Origin of the sequence: Streptomyces sp. NPDC001339, from assembly GCF_042895955.1 — a bacterium.
Classification (GTDB): Bacteria; Actinomycetota; Actinomycetes; order Streptomycetales; family Streptomycetaceae; genus Streptomyces.
In genome coordinates, this window is sequence record NZ_JBIAWT010000003.1 from 662,292 (window position 1) to 680,053 (window position 17,762).

Genomic DNA, 17,762 nt, shown 5'->3' on the forward strand with positions numbered 1-17,762 from the left:
TGCTCGGCGTATGCGTCCTGTGCACATAGCTCTCGCCGTTGCCGTCGCCGCCGTCTGGGGCGTCAACTTCGTCGTCATCGAGGTCGGCCTCGGCCACTTCCCTCCACTGCTCTTCTCCGCCCTGCGCTTCCTGGTCGCCGCGCTGCCAGCTGTCTTCTTCGTCGGCCGCCCCTGCGTTCCCTGGCGGTGGATCCTCACCGTCGGGCTGGCGCTCGGCGTCGGCAAGTTCGGCCTGCTGTTCATCGGTATGCACGAAGGGATGCCGGCGGGCCTGTCCTCGCTCGTCCTTCAGGTGCAGTCGGTGTTCACGGCCGCGATCGCGAGCGCCGTACTGCGTGAACGCCCCGGGCGTACGCGCGTGCTGGGCATGGTCGTCGCCCTGGCCGGCATCGCCCTGGCCGCGGTCGACGAGGGCGCTTCCGGGCCACTGCTCGGCTTCGTGCTGGTCGTGGCGGCCGCCGTCTTCTGGGGGGTGGCCAACGTGGCCACCCGCAAGGCCTCCCCGCCGCGGGCCCTGAACTTCATGGTGTGGTCGTGTGTGGTGCCGGTGCTGCCGCTGACGGTTCTCTCGCTGCTCTTCGAGGGCCCCGCCGCCGACATGGCCGCGCTGCGCGCCCTGGACTTCAGCGGAGCCGGAGCGCTCCTGTATGTGGCCTGGGGTTCGACCGTCTTCGGCTTCGTGGTCTGGAGCCGCCTGCTGCGTACGTACCATGCCTCGGCGGTCGCTCCGTACTCCCTCCTGGTGCCCGTCTTCGGGATGTCCTCGGCGGCGTTGCTGCTCGGCGAAGACATCAGCGCCCTGCGCTGGTGCGCGGCGGCCCTCCTGGTCGGCGGGGTGGCCGTCACGCTGCTGAGCGGGGCCCGGCGCCCCGGGCCGACGACCCGGCCGGAGGGTGAGGACCAGGGGCCGGGCGTCGTCTGCGACACCAGGGTGGCGGCGGGAGCTGAGCCGAGCCGCGGCGCACGCGGATGAGGAAGGCCTCGTCCCGGGCCCGATCCGATCCGATCCGGTCCGTCGGCAGCGCAGACCTGCTGAGGCCGGCGCATTCGCACCGTCGCCGCGGCGTAAGTCTGCTGAGCTTGTTCTTCACCTTCCGGCGTTGATGAGTGCTGGTTGGCCCACCGGTTGTCGTACCCCCTCGCTACGGTCGTCGCGTGTATCGAGGAGGGAGAGCTGGAGTGGCATTCAGGATTGACTTGACGCTCGACTGCGCGGACCCGACGAGGCTCGCAGAGTTCTGGAAGCTGGCGCTGGGGTATGTGGATGAGCCGCCGCCGGCTCCGTTCGCCACGAGAGAGGAGTGGCTTCAGCAGTTCGACCTCTCCAAGGACGATGCGGAGGACGGCGCCTGGCTCTGCGACCCGGCCGGGGTGGGGCCCAGACTGTTCCTTCAGCAGGTGCGGGAGCCGAAAGTGGTGAAGAACCGGCTCCACATGGACGTCCGGGTTGCCGACCAGGACACCGCCGCTGAGAGATGGGCCACGATCGCCGAAGCAGTCCGGAGACTGACCGGGGCCGGAGCCACAGTGCTGGAGGAAGTCCCGGATCACCATGTCGTGATGGCCGATCCCGAGGGGCACGAGTTCTGCGTCTGCTGAGTCAGCCCTTCCCTATCAGGCATGATCGGGCATGCCGAACGACGCCTCGAACTTGATCACCTTCGCGGGCTCAACCAGGGCCGGATCGACACCGGGCGGCTACAGACTCTGCCGGCTGACTTGCCCCTGCCCCGGTTCCTCGACGGTCGGCTGGTGCCGGCGGTGGATGCTTCCCCGTGGCTGCGCTCGGACGCGTCGTGCTCGGCGGAGAGACTGTTCTGCCACGTCTACGGCCGGGCGAAGAGCGCGCCTCGCAGCTCATCCCGGGCTGGCCGTACTCTCTGGCCGTACTCTTTCGTCGCCGCCCTGTTTCTAGAGCTGGACGGGGACCTGTCGTGGCGACGGTCCATCTCCGAGCAGAACGCTTCCCCGAGCAGAGCGCATCCGGGATCATGAAGCATGCGCCCGGATGACTGGCAACTCACCGACGACGTCGACGACTTCCTCGCCCGAGCCGGAGACTTCCTGTACTCCCGGCCCGCCCTGCACAACATGCCATTGACAGCCATCGAAAAACTGCGAACACGCGGGGCGGATGCGCACAGTGCCGAACCCAGCGTCTTCGGCCGGCTGGAGTCACGAGGCAAGGTCCGCGCCGTCTTTCATCGCACTCCGCGCGGACACCTGTGGGTCACCCCCCTCTCCTCCGAGCAGACCGGCACCCTCGCTGCTCACCTGGCCGACCTCGGCCACTCCCCTTCCGGTGTCCTCGCGGACCACGTCACCGCCACCGCTTTCGCGGATGCATGGCAACGGCACACGGACGCGGCGCCCGCCCCCTTCTGGCGGACTCATCTTTACCGTCTCGGCACGCTCACCCCACCGCAACCGCACCCAGAGGGCCGGGGACGCGTCACAGGTGACAAGGACCACGAGCAAGTCGTGCGCTGGTGCCGTGAGTTCTGTGTCGATGTCGGGGAGCACTTCTCCATCGACTTGATCGACGCCGGCTCCTGGGCGGACTCGCGCTTCGGCGACAGACACTTCACACTCTGGGAGACCCCGGACGGCACTCCCGTCTCCATGGCGGCCACGACCTCGATCGTCGGCGGCATGATCCGAGTGGACCCCGTCTACACCCCAGCTCACCTCCGGGGCCGCGGTTACGCGGGCGCCGTGACAGTCGAGGTGAGCCGTGCCGCGCTGGCCGCAGGCGCGACGGACGTCGTCCTGTTCACGGACCCGGCCAACCCCATCAGCAACACCCTCTACCAGCGCATCGGATACGTCCACGTCGCCGACTTCACCGGGTACAAGTTCTCCTACAGCGCACCAGAAGCCAGTAGTGCACCAGAAGCCAGTGAGGAACATGACCGACGCACAACGCACCTGCCACCAGGAAGCTGATTCGTCGACTGTGTCCCACCGGTCGTAGCAGGGAGGAAGAAAAACACCCTCACAGCTCACCGCGCGCTGCGCCTGCGGGCTTGAGAACGTGGTCGGGCAAGCCCTGGGCGATGCGGGCATGGACATCGGCGGCATCGCGCGTTTCGTGTTCCCCGACATCGGCCGGCCCCTCGTGCGCGCAACGGCCTGCCTCGATGCGTTCGGGATCGGGGGGGAACGCGCACCTGGGCATGGGGGAGCGGCGTCGGGCATGCCGGAGCGGGTGAACAGTTCGGCGGCCTCAACCACCTCGCCGAGACCGGTGGACTTGCCGCCGTATCACCGGGGACCCCGGGAGCGTCCCGGCCCGGTGGGCATCTGGGCCTTCGGAAAAGAATCCTGGCCCGGTGTCATACAACCGGCACCCGCCATCCGTATGGGAAGTGTCCGGCCGGACACAGAACAGGCAGCACAGACCTGACCTCACCACGAACGGGAGAACGAGATGGCCAAGACCCGCGTCCGGATCGTCGGCGCACTGTCGGTGCTGATGCTCACCGGCTCGCTCTTCAGTGCCGGTACGGCCCTCGCGGCCGACACCGACGCCAAGCCGAAGGGCGCCGCCGACTGCGCGCCCAACGAGATCTGCTTCTGGGTGGACAACGACATGCCGGGCGCGCCCACCTGGCGTTGGTCGCCGGGGAGCGGCACCCTGAACCTGCCGCCCGAGCTGCACGACAACGTCGGCTCGTTCCAGGCCAACGTGGCCGGCTGCTTCATCGACACCGACCCGGCCGAGAAGCGCGCCGTCGTTGCCGGTGACTACTCCAACGCTTACAAGGCGGACGGCAAGTTCGGCAGCCGCATCGACCAGGTGGCGCCGGGCTGCTGACCGGGGAAGTGGGCCCTCGCTGACGTGTCCTGGGCACCCGGGTGCCCAGGACGTGCGCGGCGCGCGCCGGGCGGAGACCTCCGCGTCAGCAGGGCCTCTCCGGTGCGCTATTCGCGGTCACATGGCAGGTGGCGGGCTTCCCGTGCTGAGTGACGTGTCCGCGGTGACTACCGGACGCCGTCCAGCAGCATGCGTCAGGAGACGACTCCGATCCTGGCTGCCCGGCCCTCACCCCAGCCTCCTGTCCAGCGCCCCCCAGTGCTCACGCTGACCGCCGCCGTGTGGATCAGCTGAAGGGCTTCACCCCCTTTCCGGTGGTGGCCTCGGTGAACCTGAACGAATCACCCTGAGCGACTGTGACGTGAGCGTGATGGGGCGCCGGGAACGGTGCGAAGAGGGGTGGCCATCAGAAGTGGTCGCTTTCGTCGTACTCGGAAAGATCAGCGATGCTCGGGGCGGTGGCGCCGAGGGCGGACCAGACGGAGGTGCCGGGCTGCAGCGAGTGAGCGGGAATTTACTGTGTATGGGTGTTCAGGCGGGCCTGGTGCGGCCCGGTGGACCGGGCCAGATGGTCCCGCAGGCGGGCGTGGCGGAACTGGTACACCCCACCGGCCTGGCGGAGCACGCCGCGTCGGTGGGCGTCGGCGAGGAACCTCATCAGCCGCCACGGCTGATGACCGTGCAGGGCCAGCCACATCCGGCTGAACAACGACGAGCCCCATGCCCGGGACAACATGCTCTGCTGTCCCACCGAGAGCCCGAACAGGAGCCCCAGCGCGACTCCGAACGCAAGGTCGTGCATGGGCGGAAGCAGAAGGCCGCCCGATACGGTGCCCCCGAGGAGGTAAGCCAGTACGCCCACACGCCCATAGGCGATCCCGCCCGCCACGGCGCCCGCGGCCGCGCCTGCGATGCCGTACGTGGGCGAGAAGGAGAGACCGAGGACCAGTGGCGTAGAGAACCCGGCCGCGAGGTCGTCCGCGAAGAAGGAGGCCCCGTACGCGAACCCCAGGGAGATTGCGTACGACAGCCCAAAGACGAGTGTCGCGGTACGGTCCTGCCGCAGTGCGGCAGAGGGGCTGGACACCCGGGTGGCGTCGGCCGGCGTGTTCAGCCATACGTGCAGTCCGAACGCGAGCCCGAAGGCGAGCTCACCCACGATCGTCGCGCCGCCCTGGAAGCCGAATCCGAGGCTCAGTACCAGTCCGGTCGCGAGGCCGGTGGTGAACCGGCGCAAGAAGGGCATCGCGGTCCCTCGGAACCGCAGCTCGACATGTGCCGGCCCTCGCTGCCGTCCCAGGCCGTAGGCGATGGCGATGGTGATCCCGTATGCGATGCCATAGGCGAGCCCGGCGGCGGGGCCGGCCGCGAGGTGCCCCACGAGCCCGCAGACGAGCCCGGCCAGGCATCCGGCCCACAGTCCCCGCGTCAGCCGGGGAACGCCCTGCGGTATCTGCCACCAGGCCAGGTCATGGGTGTCGAGCCGGATCAGGTGGCGGGCGAGCCACCCCAGCCAGGCCTGGGCTTGTTCCGGCGTGCAGCGGATCCGGGCCGGGCCCGGCGAGGAGTCGGAAGAGGCCGGTTGGCAGGCGTAGGCGGCGGGGACGAACGCGTCGAGCAGATGCTCTTCCAGGGCGGCCGGGTCGGCGAACCTGCCGTCGAGGAGGTCAAGGGGATCGGCACTGGTGTCGCTGTAGGCAGTGCGGGCCAACGAGGTCATCAGGGGGGTGGAGAGCACCGTCATCGCAGTGCGCGCGGCGGGTCGGTCCGGGTTCTCCCGCAGGTACTCAAGCACCGGTTCCCACTTGGTTGTCGGCGCGCCCGTGCCCTGACGGGGCATCTGGCGAGCAGTGCGGGGCAGATATGCCTCCAGTTCTTCCAGACTCAGCCCCTGCAACTCGACCACCGCCGCGGCGGTGAACACGCCAGCCGCCTCCACGGTGTCCCGGTACTCGTCCGTGCGGCAGGTCAGCACCACGGGGGTGTCGCGGTCGAGGGCGGCGTTGAGGCGTCGCATCGCGTCGGCACGCAGCGGTTCGGATATCTCGTCGAGTCCGTCGAGTACGGGTAGCAGGCGTCCCGCGCGCACCAGTTCCCAGGCCCATGTGGAGCCGGACGGGGCGGGGGCGCCGAGGGCAGGGTAGTCGGCGGCGAGTCGTTCGGACATCCACGTATGCAGGCTCCGCTGTCCCGGATGCCAGGAGAGCAGCGGGAAAATCACCGGAACCGGGTCCTGCGGCTGCCGGCTTCTGAGCAGGTCCAGCGTGAGGCGCAGCGTCAGCACCGTCTTGCCCGCGCCGGGCTTGCCGAGCACCACCAACCGTCCCGACGGAATCCGCCTGAAGACGTCGGCCACCTGCTCCAGCTGGCCGTCGGTGTTCACCGCGGCTGCGGTGGCGGAGTGCCCGCTGGGGCTGGCCCAGTGGTCGGCGACCGCCTCCTGCGTGGCGGTCCAGCGGACGGTGAGCGGGAACGGATCGTGCAGTCGGCGCAGTCTCTCCTCCTCGCGCCACTGGCCTCGTACGGACATCGCCAGGTCCTCCGCTGCCTGGTCCAACTGCTGTGTGAGGCCCGGGGTGGGCCGTTGGGCACGGGGCGTGAGGCTGAGGAGCAGGCTGATGAGAGCGACGAAGAAGCCCAGGACACTGGTCCACTTGACGACCTCGTCGAGATTCTTGATCAGTACGAAGACCAGAGCCGTGCCCGCCAGGGCGGCACTCCACACGGTCTTCGTCCATCCTGGGGTCCACCGCGGCACAGACACCCCCACTTCACGCCATCGTCACCATCTGCCTGTCGTCGAACATCCGGGCTGGCACAGCGCATCGGCAGGCACAGCGCGTCGAGCCCGATTGCTCGTCGCCGGTGCCCGCCGGACGCAGAGCCGGCCTTTGCCCGCATCCGATCCGCGTCCATGACCACCATGAAGGCCGTAGGGTGAGCCTGTGGCAGCAGGACGCCGGGGCGAGAGGCGTTCACGGAACTGTCACGCTTTCCGGTGAAGTTCTCCGGTCTCAGCCACTGGTGTGCCGGTGTTGCCCTGTCTGCTCCCCAAGCGCGGACGGCCGCAGCTTGCACCGGCGGTCACCCTCCCGGAGGAAGATGAGCATCGTCAGCGTCTCCACGAGCGGTCTCCACGAGCGGTCTCCACGAGCGCGTGTGGCAGGTCCAGTGCGGCAGGGTAGGAAGCCAACGAGGCTCCCTGGCTGACGAGTTGAGAGGTGAGATCTCTCGCTCAACAGCCCGGGAGCCTCGCCCGTTACGGCAGCCCACCCATCACCCGATCAGTGGCCGAACGGAAAGACTCACTGTCTCGACGACGGCCGAACCCTGGTTCACCCCGCCGACACCAGTCGATGCGGTTGCCACAGTCGCGGCAGCGGGCCGGCTGAGCGGTGCACCGTGGTCGAGATCGGTCGGGGCTGTCGGCCGCGACAGACGGCATGGAGCGGGATCCTCGGGCGGGGCCCGGACTCCGGTGGTTTGCCGGGGCGCCGTCACGGCGGCCGGCAGACGGCAGGCGGCGGCCGGTGGACGGGATCAGGCCGAGCGGCGTCGGCGGCGCAGGTGGAGGACCGCCGCGCCCGACACCGCCAGGGCTGCCGCGCCGGAGGCGGCCGGGAGCCAGGGGAAGGAAGAGGCGGTGGAGGCTTGGTCCTCGGCGAGGGCGTAGCCGCCCGCGAGACCCTTGCGGTCGTAGGCCGAGCCGGGAAGCTTGTCGCCGTAACGCTTGGCGACGAGTTGCTGGTACGCCGCGAGTGAGACGCGGGGCTTGCCTTGGAGGGCTGTCCGGGCCTCCTTGTTGAGCGGCTCGACGGAGCCGCTGCCGGTCAGCCGGTACCAGCCGTGGATCTGCGGCTCCATGAAGGTCTGCGCCTGGCCCGTGCCGCGTTCGGCGGCGCTGATGTCCGCGTCGCCGTCGCGGATGCCGGCCAGTTGCCAGGCACGGCCGCCTTGTTCCGGAGCGAGCAGGACGGCGGCCTGACGGCCGTTGGCGGCCGAGACGCGGGAGGCGAGGTAGGACAGTCGCAGGGCCGAGCCGGCGGTGGGCCTGGCCTTGCCGGTGACGAACTCGGGGGAGAGCTCGTAGAGGGGAACCGGCTTCTTGAGGTCGAAGCCGGTTGCGGCGGCAGGTGCCTGCGCGAGGCTGCGCGGGGCGCCGGCCGTGCCGCCGTCCGCGCCGTCGGCCGGGGTGCGACCCTCGACAGCCGTCAGGAAGCGGGCGACGGTGTCGTAGACCTCGCCGGAGCGCAGCACCTGCTGAGCGGCGGCGTAGTCGGTCGCCGCAGGGGCGGTGGGTCCGTCGGCGGCTTGTGCGGAACCGATTCCGCAGAGGGCGGCGACGGCAGTGGCCGCAAACAGGGCGGCGGCGCGTCTGGTCGTACGGTGCATGATGGGTCGTCTCCTCTAGCCCTGCATGCCGATGCGTGTGTGGGTCCACCGGAATGAGTTGTTTCCGGAGTAGGCGGAGTAGTTCCACCAGGTGTAGGTCTTTGTGGTGGGCCAGGGGTCGCCGACCGCGATCATGTTGCTGGTGCTGTCATAGCCGTAGATGACGTTCATGTGGCCGCCGCCGGAGTTCCAGCCGATACGGACGGCGAACGGGCGCCCGTTCGCGATCTCGGACCGGGTCTCGCCGAAGGAAGCGTTGCGGTACAGGTCGGTGCCGCTGCTGCGGAAGCCCATGTTGCGGAGGCCATTGGCCATGTCGCCGAGGGTGGCGGGGCGGTTGTTGCAGTCCAGTCGGTTGCCCTGGGCGGCCAGGCGGCAGAAGTCGTACTGGTTGTAGCGGGTGTAGCCCCAGTAGTTGGCTATGGTCAGGCCGGTGGCGTCCCAGCACCATTGGGTCTTGACCTGCTTCTGCATGCCGATGTCGAGGGCCTTTCGGCCGGTGGGCTGGGTGGAGGCGCAGACCGGCAGCTTCCCGGTGTCCTCCCGGATGAACGCGTCGGCCATGTAGTACGTGCCGGACCAGATCCAGCGGGAGTTGTTCTCGACGACGTCGCCGGTGGTACGGCAGGACATCGGGATGCGGTCACCGACCCGCGACTTTCCGGTGACGCCGGCCGAAAGGGACGGCTGGGACCGCTGGTTGACCGTGCTGTAATTGCCTCGCCCGCTGGTGACCGTGCCGGTGACGGTGGCCTGGGCCTGGGGGGAGATGCCCAGCAGGAGTCCGCCGGACAGGACGGCGACCATCGTGGACAGGAGTGCCTTGCGGCGCCATGGCGCAGCAGGGGTGCCGGGGGTGGCGGGGGTACGCGTTGGTATGTGCGTTGCTATGCGCGTTGATGTGCGTGTTGATCTATGGAATCCGTGCATGGGGGTCCTTCTGAGGGTTCCTGCTTTTGCTGATCGGTGGGGCGGATGGGCCGAGGCCGGCGGATCAGTACTGGATGGTGTGGCGGTAGAGGATGTTGCGGGCCTTCGATCCGCTGTCCAGGCCGTACGCGGGCCGATCGGTGAGGAAGTACTCACGGAAGGTGGACTGGCGCTCGCGGGACATCATGCTGTTGCTCTTCGTCCAGCCGCCGTCGACCTGGGACCACAGGTCGACCAGCGCGGTGGCGACCCGGGCCTCGCAGGCGTCGCCCCAGTCCATGCCGCGTGTGGTGCGGTCGTTGCCGAGGTTCATGGAGCTGCCGTTGCCCCACGTCATGACGGTGTCCTTGAAGGTGTGGAACGCCACGGCGTCGGCGAAGCCCTCGGTCCAGCCACAGGTGGTGGAGGAGTTGCGGTTGACGTAGTGCGGCGAACAGTTGGTGACGTACGGCCACCAACCGTTGTAGAGCTTGCCCATGAGGGAGTGCCCGGCCTCGTGGATGGTGGTGTGGCCGGAGTCGGGGTCGCTGTCCGCGAGGTGGACCTTGTCGTCGCGGTTCGTCCAGTACGTACCGTCCCGGGAGCCCGGATACCACTGGACGGTGATCGGGGTGCAGCGGCCGTCCCTCTGGTTGCTCGTCCAGCAGGTGCTGGTCGAACCCCGTTCCCACCAGAGCTTGTTGAGGGTGTCGAAGGCGTGCCAGGCGCGGCTCTGGCCGCTGTTGGCGTAGACGGTGCCCAGGCTCTTGCTGCCCGAGACGTTGCTCAGGGCGTTCGAGGTGGTCGAGTAGCGGCGGTTGTATCCGTCGACGACCGACCACATGGTGCCGGCCTGGGTCTGGAACTCCGCCCAGACCCGGGAGGTGACGGATGTGGTCGGCGTGTAGCAGAGCTTGAACGCGCCGTCTCCGTTGCCGGTCAGACCCGTGGCGAGCTTCTGCGTACCGCCGCCTGCGGCCGCCCTGCCCCAGAGGGTGACGTTGGCGTTGCTGACCGGCAGGTCCCGGTCGGCCTTGCGGTTCCAACTGCCGCCCTCGGAGGACTGGAAGCGGTTGCGCAGAGTGCCGTTGACACAGACCGGGGCGTAGCGCCTGCCGGGGGCGGCGGCCTGTGGGGGTGTGCTCGGTGCGGCCGGGGCGGCGGCGCCTGGGCGTGCCGGGCGGTCGTGCGTGGTGGGGCCGCCGACCGGGGTCGCGTCGGCCTTGGTGACGGACATGCCCTTGGTGGTGGAGCCCTTGGCCTTGCCGATGGTCAGTTCCACCGAGGCGTGACCGGCGCGGCGCGGGTCGGGGCGGTCGATGTCACTGATGTCCGCCTGGATCTGGGCGGGGCCCGCGGCGACGGCCTTGACCTTGAGCTTGATGGTGCGGGTGCCGGGGGTGAGGGTCAGCGTCCGGCTGGTGCGCTGGCCGAAGGGGTCCGTCGTGGGCGCGGCGAGGGCCGGGTTCCGGTCGGCGACCCGGAGGGCGGGCGGCAGTTGGAGGGAGAGGCCGGCGCGCTTGACGTCGGTCTGCGCCGTGACGGCCACGGTGAGGGTGGTCCGCTCGCCGATGGCGGGAAGGCGGTCGAGGGAGGCGGTGACGCCGAGACAGCTCAGCGGCGCTTCGGAGTTGTTGTCCGCGGGGCGGACAGTGCAGGTGTCTGCAGGGGCAGGGGTGACCGCGTAGGCGGGCGGTACGGCGGCGGTGGCGATACAGGCGCCTATGCCGCCCGCCGCGACCAGTGCAGCGGGTTTCGGCAACCGTATTCGGAACATGGGCATGCCTTTCTGCGGCGTGCACGACGGGTCCGGTGCACGCCGATTCGAACCGAGGGGGATGGGCGTTGCCGCGATCATCAAGCACTCGTGAACTGCATGCAGTGCCTTGAGCAGCAACTCACCGGGACTTTATGTCACATGGATTTCGAATGTCACTTTCGCAATGCAACAACGCGGCATTGAAAGGCGAGTAGACGCGGTGTCACATGCGGTTTTGCGGTAAACCCGCAATAAAGGACGTGGTAAACCCGCAGCAAATGACGCGGTAAACCCGCAATAAATGAGGGACGTTGGGGAGCTCCCTCCCTCCTTCCCTCTCCCCCCCCCACAATGAACGCGTACTTTCCGCTCACTTCACCGGGACTACTGCTCGGCCGTCATGTAGCGTCATGTAGCGCGTCCACAGCTCGATCGGCAGTGAACTGCCCACCGCGCCCTCGGGTGTTCCGCCGATGCCGTCCAGCGGGAGCAGCTCCTGCGTCTTGGGGTCGATACGGGCGAGCGAGACGGCGGTCGACAGGGAGCCGCGGTAACCGACGTACCAAGCGGACTTGTTGTCCTGCGCGGTGCCGGTCTTGCCGGCCGTGCCGGGCCCGGCGGCCCGCGCCGGCTGCGCCGTGCCCTTGCGGACCGCCTCGCGCAGCGCGTCGTCCACGGCCCCTGCCACGTGCGGCGGCAGGGCCTGCTCGGTCTCCGGCCGCTCCACGGGCACGTCGGCGCCGTTGCGCCGGATTCCGGCGACCGAGTACGGCTCGGTGTGCCGGCCCTTGGCGGCGAACGTGGCGTAGGCGTCGGCCATGCGGATGGCGCTGGGCGTGGAGGTGCCGAGCGAGAACGACGGCAGTTTTTCTCCGAGGCTGCTCTCCAACAGGCCCGCCTGCACGCCCACCTTGCCGACCTGGTCCAGCCCCACGTCCATGCCCAGCTGCATCATGGGGGTGTTGACCGACCGTGTGACCGCGTCCTTGAGTGAGATCTTTCCCCAGGACTCGTCGCGGTCGTTGACCGCCCTGACGATCTTCCCCGACCGGTCCCAGTAGGGGCCCTCCGGGGTGTGCAGCGAGACCTTGTTGTCGCCGTCGTAGAGCGTCGCCGGGGTCACGGGTGTGCGGGACGTGCCGCGCTCGCGCTGCACCCCGTCGCGCAAGGCCGCCGCGTAGACGAAGGGGGTGAAGGCGCTGCCCGCCGGTACGACGGACGAATTGGCGTCGTTGAAGCCCTGCTGGAGGTAGCCCGGCCCGCCGGACAGGGCGACGATGCGCCCGTCGGTGGCCACCGACGCGGCCCCGATGCGCACATCGCGGTCGGCCGCGCGCCGGTCCGGAGCCAGACCGTCTCGCGCCTGCTCGACCGCCCGGGTGAGCGCTGCCATCCGCTTCTTCTCGAAGGTGGTGCGGACCTGGTAGCCGCCGAGCGCGAATTCCCGCTCGGAGATGTGGGAGTGGGCCAGCAGATAGGCGCGGGCCGTCTCGACGAGGTAGCCGGTCTGGCCGGTCAACCCGGTGACCTTGGGCGGGGCGATCGGCTCGGGGAAGTGCGTGTACTGCGCGCGCTCCTGCTGGGAGAGCTTGCCGATGGCCACCATCCGGTCCAGGACCCAACTCCAGCGCTGCACCGCCCGCTTGTGGTTCTCGGCGCCGGCCGCCGGGTCGTAGAGCGCGGCCCCCTTGAGCAGGGATGCCAGGAAGGCGCCCTCGCTCACGTTCAGCTGCGAGACGTCCTTGCCGTAGTAGGCGTGGGCGGCTCGCTGGATGCCGTAGGTACCGCGCCCGTACCAGCTGGTGTTGAGGTACTGCTCAAGGATCTCGTCCTTGCTCATCTCGTTGTCGAGCTTGATCGCGATGATCATCTCGGTGAGCTTGCGTGTGAAGGTCTGTTCCTGGTTGAGGTAGGCGTTCTTCACGTACTGCTGGGTGATGGTCGAGCCGCCCTGGGTGTCGCCCCCGGTGACCATCCTGGAGACCGCGCGGACCATGCCGCTGGGGGAGACCCCGCTGTCGGAGTAGAACGTCTCGTTCTCCGCGGCCAGCGTCGCCCAGCAGACCTTTTCGGGCACCTGGTCCAGCGGCGTGTCCTGCCGGTCGACCTCGCCGGTGCGGGCCATCTCACTGCCGTCGGACCAGTAGTAGACGTTGGCCTGCTGGGTGACGAAGGCGTTGAGGTCGGCAGGTATCCCGGTGCGTACGTACATGATGGTCAACAGGCCGGTCACGAGGGTGACGGCGGAGCCGAGCAGCCCCAGCGTCTGGCGCCACGACGGTACCCAGCGCCTGAATCCGGTCCGGCCCGGGCGGGGATAGGCGGGGCGGAATCGTGAACCGACGGGTGGGACTTCCCGCGTCCGGGGCTGGAGTTCGTACAGGCGGGGGCGAATGATCACTGGACCGTCCGGCAACAGGGCAGGGGCCCGGCCGTTGTGGAGAGGCGGCCGGGCCGGTACGGGGGTGTGTCAGCTGGCGGCGGAGGCGCAGGTGGTGGGGGTCGCGTGCGCCGGGTCGAGGGCGTTGGCCACCTCGTGGAAGGCGACGCGGTCGATCGTGCCGATCGCGGCGTGCTCGGAGACGTCGAGCTTGCACAGGTCCTGGACGACGACGTTGCGGACGTTCGGGCCCGAGAGCTGCTGCGATGTGTAGGGCGTGGCGATCTCGTCGTACTTGGTAGAGATGACGGTGTACGTCACTCCGGGCACGGTGTCCGGCTTGGAGTTCAGCTTCTTCAGGAACTCCGAACCCACCAGCTGGTCCTCCACCCCGGGCAGGGTGAGGGAGAGGACCTTGTGCGCGCCGGGGACGGCGTCCACGAGGCGGGTCATCCCCATGACGGTGGTGCCGTGGTTGTCGGGGGCGATGCCCACGAGTTTGCCGACCTTGGCGGCGCCGTCCAGGAAGTCAAGGTAGTAGCGCGGTAGGGGGCCGCCGCCCTGGGAGTGGCCGACCAGGTCCACCTTCTCGGCACCGGTCGACTTCCGGACCTTGTCCACGAACGCGGACAACTGCTGGGCCGACTTCTCGATCGGTCCGATGCCGTTGAAGAGCGGCACCCCGGCCTTCTGCCCGTAGTCCAGCGAATAGACGCAGTAGCCTCGCTTGACCAGGTACGGCGCCAGCACGAGCCAGTTGTCCCAGGAGTTGCCGAAGGTGCCGTGCATCAGGACGACGGGCTGGGGATGGGCGGCGGACGGCTTGCAGGACCAGTTGTTCCAGCCGCTGGTGACGGTCTTCTCGGCCTTGCCCGTCTTCGCATCGGCCGGAGCCGCGGACGCGGAGGATGAGCCGAAGGACAGGGTCAGCGCCAGCGCCGAGACGGCACCGGCGAGGACTCGGAGCGTTCTTGTGTGTACAGACATGGAGCTTCCTTGCATGAGGGGGGAGGGAACCGACTTGGTGTCGGCCGACGAGGTCAGCTGACGGCGGAGGCGCAGGTGGTGGGGGTCGCGTGCGCCGGGTCGAGAGCGTTCTTCACCTCGTGGAAGGCGATGCGGTCGACCAGGCCCAGCGCGATGTGCTCGGAGACGTCGAGCTTGCACAGGTCCTGGACGACGACGTTGCGGACGTTCGGGCCCGAGAGCTGCTGCGATGTGTAGGGCGTGGCGATCTCGTCGTACTTGGTAGAGATGACGGTGTACGTCACTCCGGGCACGGTGTCCGGCTTGGAGTTCAGCTTCTTCAGGAACTCGGAGCCGACGATCTGGTCCTCCACGCCGGGGACGGCAAGGGACAGCACCTTGCTCACGCCGGGAACCTTGCGCGCGAGGGTGCCCAGCCCGGAGGCTGTCGAGCCGTGGTTGCTCGGGGCCAGGCCGATGAGCTTGTCGACCTTGGCGGCGCCGTTCATGAACTCCAAGTAGTAGCGGGGCAGGGGGCCGCCGCCCTGGGAGTGACCGACGATGTCCACCTTCTTCGTGTCAGTGGACTTGAGGACCTTGTCCACGAAGGCGGACACCTCTCCGGCCGACTTGACTATCGGCCCCTGGCCGTTGAACCCCGGCATGTAGGGCAACTTGCCGTAGTCGAGGGAGTAGACGCAGTAACCCTTGGCGGCCAGTTCGGGAGCCAGGAGGAACCAGGTGTCCAGCTGGTTGGCCCAGGTGCCGTGGAGGAGGACCACAGGGTTGGGATGGGCGGCGGACGGCTTGCAGGACCAGTTGTTCCAGCCGCTGGTGACGGTTTTGCCGGTCTTTCCGGTCTTTTCGGTCTTCGTGTCGGCCGGGGCCGCGGCTGCGGAGGCGGTGCCTGCCGTCACGGCCAGTGCCAGGGCCAGGGCCGAGGCGGTGCAGGCGAGGGTGCGGAACGATCTCTTGTGCGGGGGCATGGGGGTACCTCACAGGGTGGTGGGGGTTGGGCAGAGGGAGGGGAGTTACTTGACCAGGGACTTCCAGTCCGGGGATTGCGCCGGGTCCAACTGGCGCATCTTCTGGAGGACTTGGGGATCCTGGACGTCCAGCCAATCGGCGAGCTGCTTGAAGGTCACGCAGCGCACACCGTCGCGTTTGCACACCGACTTCACGACGTCCTCGACGGCCTTCATATAGATGCCGCCGTTCCAGTCCTCGAAGTGGTTGCCGATGAACAGTGGCGCGCGACTGCCGTGGTAGACGCGCTCGAAGCCGTTGAGATAGCTGTCCCTGGCCAGCTTGCGCCACTGCTCGTACTTGGCCGGATCGCCCTGGGTGCTGTCACCGGACTGGTTGTAGAGGAAGTTGAAGTCCATGGAGAGGACCTGTTGCTCGGTCCCGGGGTAAGGCACGAGCTGCAGTGGGAAGTTCCAGATGCCATCGACTTTGGACGGCCACATCTGGAAGTCGCCCGGCGAACTGGCGTCGTAGCGCCAGCCGAATGACGTGGCGGCCTTCAGCAGGTTCTTCTGGCCCTCCAGGCAGGGAGCCCGGCCGCCGGCCAGCTCCTTCCGGTAGTCGAAGGGCAGTGGGGGAAGGCCCTGGTATCCGGTATTGGTCTTCCAGTTCTCGACGAAGGAGTAGGACTGCTCGATCTCGCTCTTCCACTCGGCGACGCTCCAGTCGCCGCCGCCCTTGGCACCGCAGAAGTGCCCGTTGAAGTGCGTGCCTATCTCATTGCCCTCCAGCCAGGCGCCGCGCAGTTGTTCCAGGGTGTCCCTGATGTGCTGGTCGGTGGCGTACGAGATCGCCATGTCGCCGCGTTTGTGCTGAGGCGGCTGGTATTTCGGCGCTTTCGACTTGGGCAGCAGATAGGTCCCGGTGAGGAAGAACGTCATCTGCGCGTTGTTCTCCTTGGCGACCTCACGGAAGTGCGAGAACTGCTTGTCGTCGCCCTGGAGGGCACCGTCCCAGGAGAACACCACGAACTGCGGCGGTTCCTCGCCCGGTTCGAGCTTCACCGGCTTGGGCTGGTGCGGCTGCGGGCCGGTGTAGGACGTCGAACCGTCGCCCAGGATCCGTACCTTTCCGTCCCACTTCTCCTTCGGGTTCACCGTCTTCGACCCGGACGGGGTGGGGGTCGGTGAAACGGACGGAGGAGCGGACGGGGGAGGGGCGGAGGGAGAGGTTGCGGCCCTCTTCGCGGCCCCGTCCCCACCGGAACCGCAGCCCGACAGCAGCCCGAGCATGAGGGCGGTCCCGGTCACCAGCACCACCGCGCCGCGCGCCGTACGCATCAGGTGCGGTACGCGTACCACTTGGTGAACGGCAGCATCACCGAGAGGCTCAGCATCGACCGCCGATAGGTGTCGAAGGAGTGGTACGTCAGATACGGGGTGCCGAGACGGTCGCGGTAGGTCACCAGCATGGTGTGGTCCTTGGAACCGTCACGGTTGAAGTCCGCCTGGAGGACGTCCCCGACCTCCATCTGGTAGGCGTACTTCAGCGGCTTCACCCGATGCGAGTTCAGCGCGAACCAAGACCACTCGTTGACACCGGTCCAGGAGTCCGACTGGGTGTCGGACCCGTACCACCACTTGGTGTAGTCACCGGCTCTGCCGGGAGCGTGCTTCCAGCCGCCCGCCTTCAACGCCTGGCTGACGAAGTTCGTGCAGTCGCCGCCGGTCCCCAGCGGGTACGCCCGGTAGGCCGGGTTGTAGTTCTTCCAGTGCTTCTCGGCGTAGTCGGCCATCGCCTGGTAGTCGAGGCCGGTTTTCGTGTCCTTCGGCAGCCGCTTGGGGAACGGCCAGACACTCGCCTCGGGGGCGTTCGGCATGTCGCCCGTGCCCGCTGCCGCCTCCACCTTGGGCGCCGTCGGTGCGGGTGCGTTGATCTGTGGTACCTCGTCCAGATTCCTGATGCCGGTCAGCTCCCACGCCCCGTTGCCGGCGGCGGCGAAGCTCAGCTCGTGGTGGGCCTGGAAGCCGGTGGTGCCCGGCTCGTCACCGCGGATCTTCTGGTAGGTCAGCTGCGTGCTCTCGGTCACCCGCACCGTGGCCTTCGTGCCGTCGACGCTGGTCCGGTCCACCGCGACCCGGGTGTCGCCGGCGGAGTACGCCTCGCCCAGGGCCTTGAGCTGCGTCTTGCGCCGGCTCAGCGAGGCCACGACGGACTTCTCCGAACGCGCCATCGCGGACGAGAGGTGTGCCTTCTTCGTGGACGGTGCAGTGGCGTGCCCCTTCACCTTGCCGTCGACGATCGCCGCCGTCCGGTCGGTGATCACGACACCCGCGATACGGCCGAAGGATTCGGCCGTCGTCTTGTCCACGCCCCCGGGCCGGGCCTCCGCCCCCGCGGTGGACGCCGGCACCAGCGCGGCCGACACCGCCAGGGAGGCAACCGCCCCGGCAGCAGATCTGAGCGTCAATGATTTCACAGGGCTCCTTTCTCCACCCGGCCCTTTTCGAGCCGGACAGCAGGAATCCTCACACAAAGATCCGGAATGACAACCCCGGAGCGGGAAAAATTTC

At 68.4% G+C, this 17,762-nt stretch carries 14 protein-coding genes and 1 pseudogene; 5 read left to right on the top strand and 10 right to left on the bottom strand.

Annotated features, from left to right (window positions below):
• Nucleotides 1-10: 10 nt before the first annotated feature.
• From ACFY12_RS12000 to ACFY12_RS12020, 5 genes are all read left to right on the top strand, one after another.
• A complete protein-coding gene (locus ACFY12_RS12000) occupies nt 11-973 on the top strand; it encodes an EamA family transporter (protein WP_390715646.1) in 963 nt (320 codons plus the stop codon).
• Nucleotides 974-1,179: 206 nt separating this feature from the next.
• Nucleotides 1,180-1,599 (top strand): VOC family protein, encoded by a 420-nt coding sequence (locus tag ACFY12_RS12005; RefSeq protein WP_390715647.1) that lies wholly within the window; start codon nt 1,180-1,182, stop codon nt 1,597-1,599.
• A 21-nt stretch (nt 1,600-1,620) separates the two neighbouring features.
• Nucleotides 1,621-1,995 (top strand): transposase, encoded by a 375-nt coding sequence (locus ACFY12_RS12010; protein ID WP_390715648.1) that lies wholly within the window; start codon nt 1,621-1,623, stop codon nt 1,993-1,995.
• Nucleotides 1,996-1,998: 3 nt separating this feature from the next.
• Nucleotides 1,999-2,946 carry a GNAT family N-acetyltransferase gene (locus ACFY12_RS12015; RefSeq protein WP_390715649.1) on the top strand — a complete coding sequence of 316 codons (948 nt, stop codon included), beginning with the start codon at nt 1,999-2,001 and terminating at the stop codon, nt 2,944-2,946.
• A gap of 484 nt (nt 2,947-3,430) precedes the next feature.
• Entirely contained in the window at nt 3,431-3,817 is a 387-nt protein-coding gene (locus tag ACFY12_RS12020) for a hypothetical protein (protein WP_390715650.1), read from the top strand.
• A 286-nt stretch (nt 3,818-4,103) separates the two neighbouring features.
• On the opposite strand, the pseudogene ACFY12_RS12025 reads toward ACFY12_RS12020, so the two are convergent.
• The 10 genes and pseudogenes from ACFY12_RS12025 to ACFY12_RS12070 form a co-directional block, all read right to left on the bottom strand.
• A pseudogene (locus tag ACFY12_RS12025) lies at nt 4,104-4,190 on the bottom strand (ATP-binding protein); the annotation flags it as partial.
• Between the two features lie 141 nt (nt 4,191-4,331).
• Complete coding sequence (locus tag ACFY12_RS12030; RefSeq protein ID WP_390715651.1) at nt 4,332-6,542, bottom strand: NACHT domain-containing protein; 2,211 nt, start codon at nt 6,540-6,542, stop codon at nt 4,332-4,334.
• Nucleotides 6,543-7,357: 815 nt separating this feature from the next.
• Nucleotides 7,358-8,209 carry a hypothetical protein gene (locus ACFY12_RS12035; protein WP_390715652.1) on the bottom strand — a complete coding sequence of 284 codons (852 nt, stop codon included), beginning with the start codon at nt 8,207-8,209 and terminating at the stop codon, nt 7,358-7,360.
• Nucleotides 8,210-8,224: 15 nt separating this feature from the next.
• Nucleotides 8,225-9,016 carry a papain-like cysteine protease family protein gene (locus ACFY12_RS12040; RefSeq protein WP_390715653.1) on the bottom strand — a complete coding sequence of 264 codons (792 nt, stop codon included), beginning with the start codon at nt 9,014-9,016 and terminating at the stop codon, nt 8,225-8,227.
• Between the two features lie 187 nt (nt 9,017-9,203).
• Nucleotides 9,204-10,880 carry a mycolysin gene (locus tag ACFY12_RS12045; protein WP_390715654.1) on the bottom strand — a complete coding sequence of 559 codons (1,677 nt, stop codon included), beginning with the start codon at nt 10,878-10,880 and terminating at the stop codon, nt 9,204-9,206.
• 367 nt (nt 10,881-11,247) lie between these two features.
• Nucleotides 11,248-13,110 carry a transglycosylase domain-containing protein gene (locus ACFY12_RS12050; RefSeq protein WP_390715655.1) on the bottom strand — a complete coding sequence of 621 codons (1,863 nt, stop codon included), beginning with the start codon at nt 13,108-13,110 and terminating at the stop codon, nt 11,248-11,250.
• Nucleotides 13,111-13,347: 237 nt separating this feature from the next.
• On the bottom strand, nt 13,348-14,244 hold the full coding sequence (locus ACFY12_RS12055; protein WP_390715656.1) for an esterase/lipase family protein: 897 nt from the start codon (nt 14,242-14,244) through the stop codon (nt 13,348-13,350).
• 53 nt (nt 14,245-14,297) lie between these two features.
• Nucleotides 14,298-15,209, bottom strand: a complete 912-nt coding sequence (locus ACFY12_RS12060) for an esterase/lipase family protein (protein WP_390715657.1) — start codon at nt 15,207-15,209, stop codon at nt 14,298-14,300.
• Nucleotides 15,210-15,254: 45 nt separating this feature from the next.
• The gene (locus ACFY12_RS12065) at nt 15,255-16,529 is read right to left on the bottom strand and encodes a hypothetical protein (RefSeq protein ID WP_390715714.1); all 1,275 of its coding nucleotides are present in this window, start codon (nt 16,527-16,529) and stop codon (nt 15,255-15,257) included.
• Entirely contained in the window at nt 16,529-17,668 is a 1,140-nt protein-coding gene (locus tag ACFY12_RS12070; protein ID WP_390715658.1) for an amidase domain-containing protein, read from the bottom strand. Before ACFY12_RS12070 ends, ACFY12_RS12065 begins: the two co-directional genes overlap by 1 nt.
• Nucleotides 17,669-17,762 lie beyond the last annotated feature (94 nt).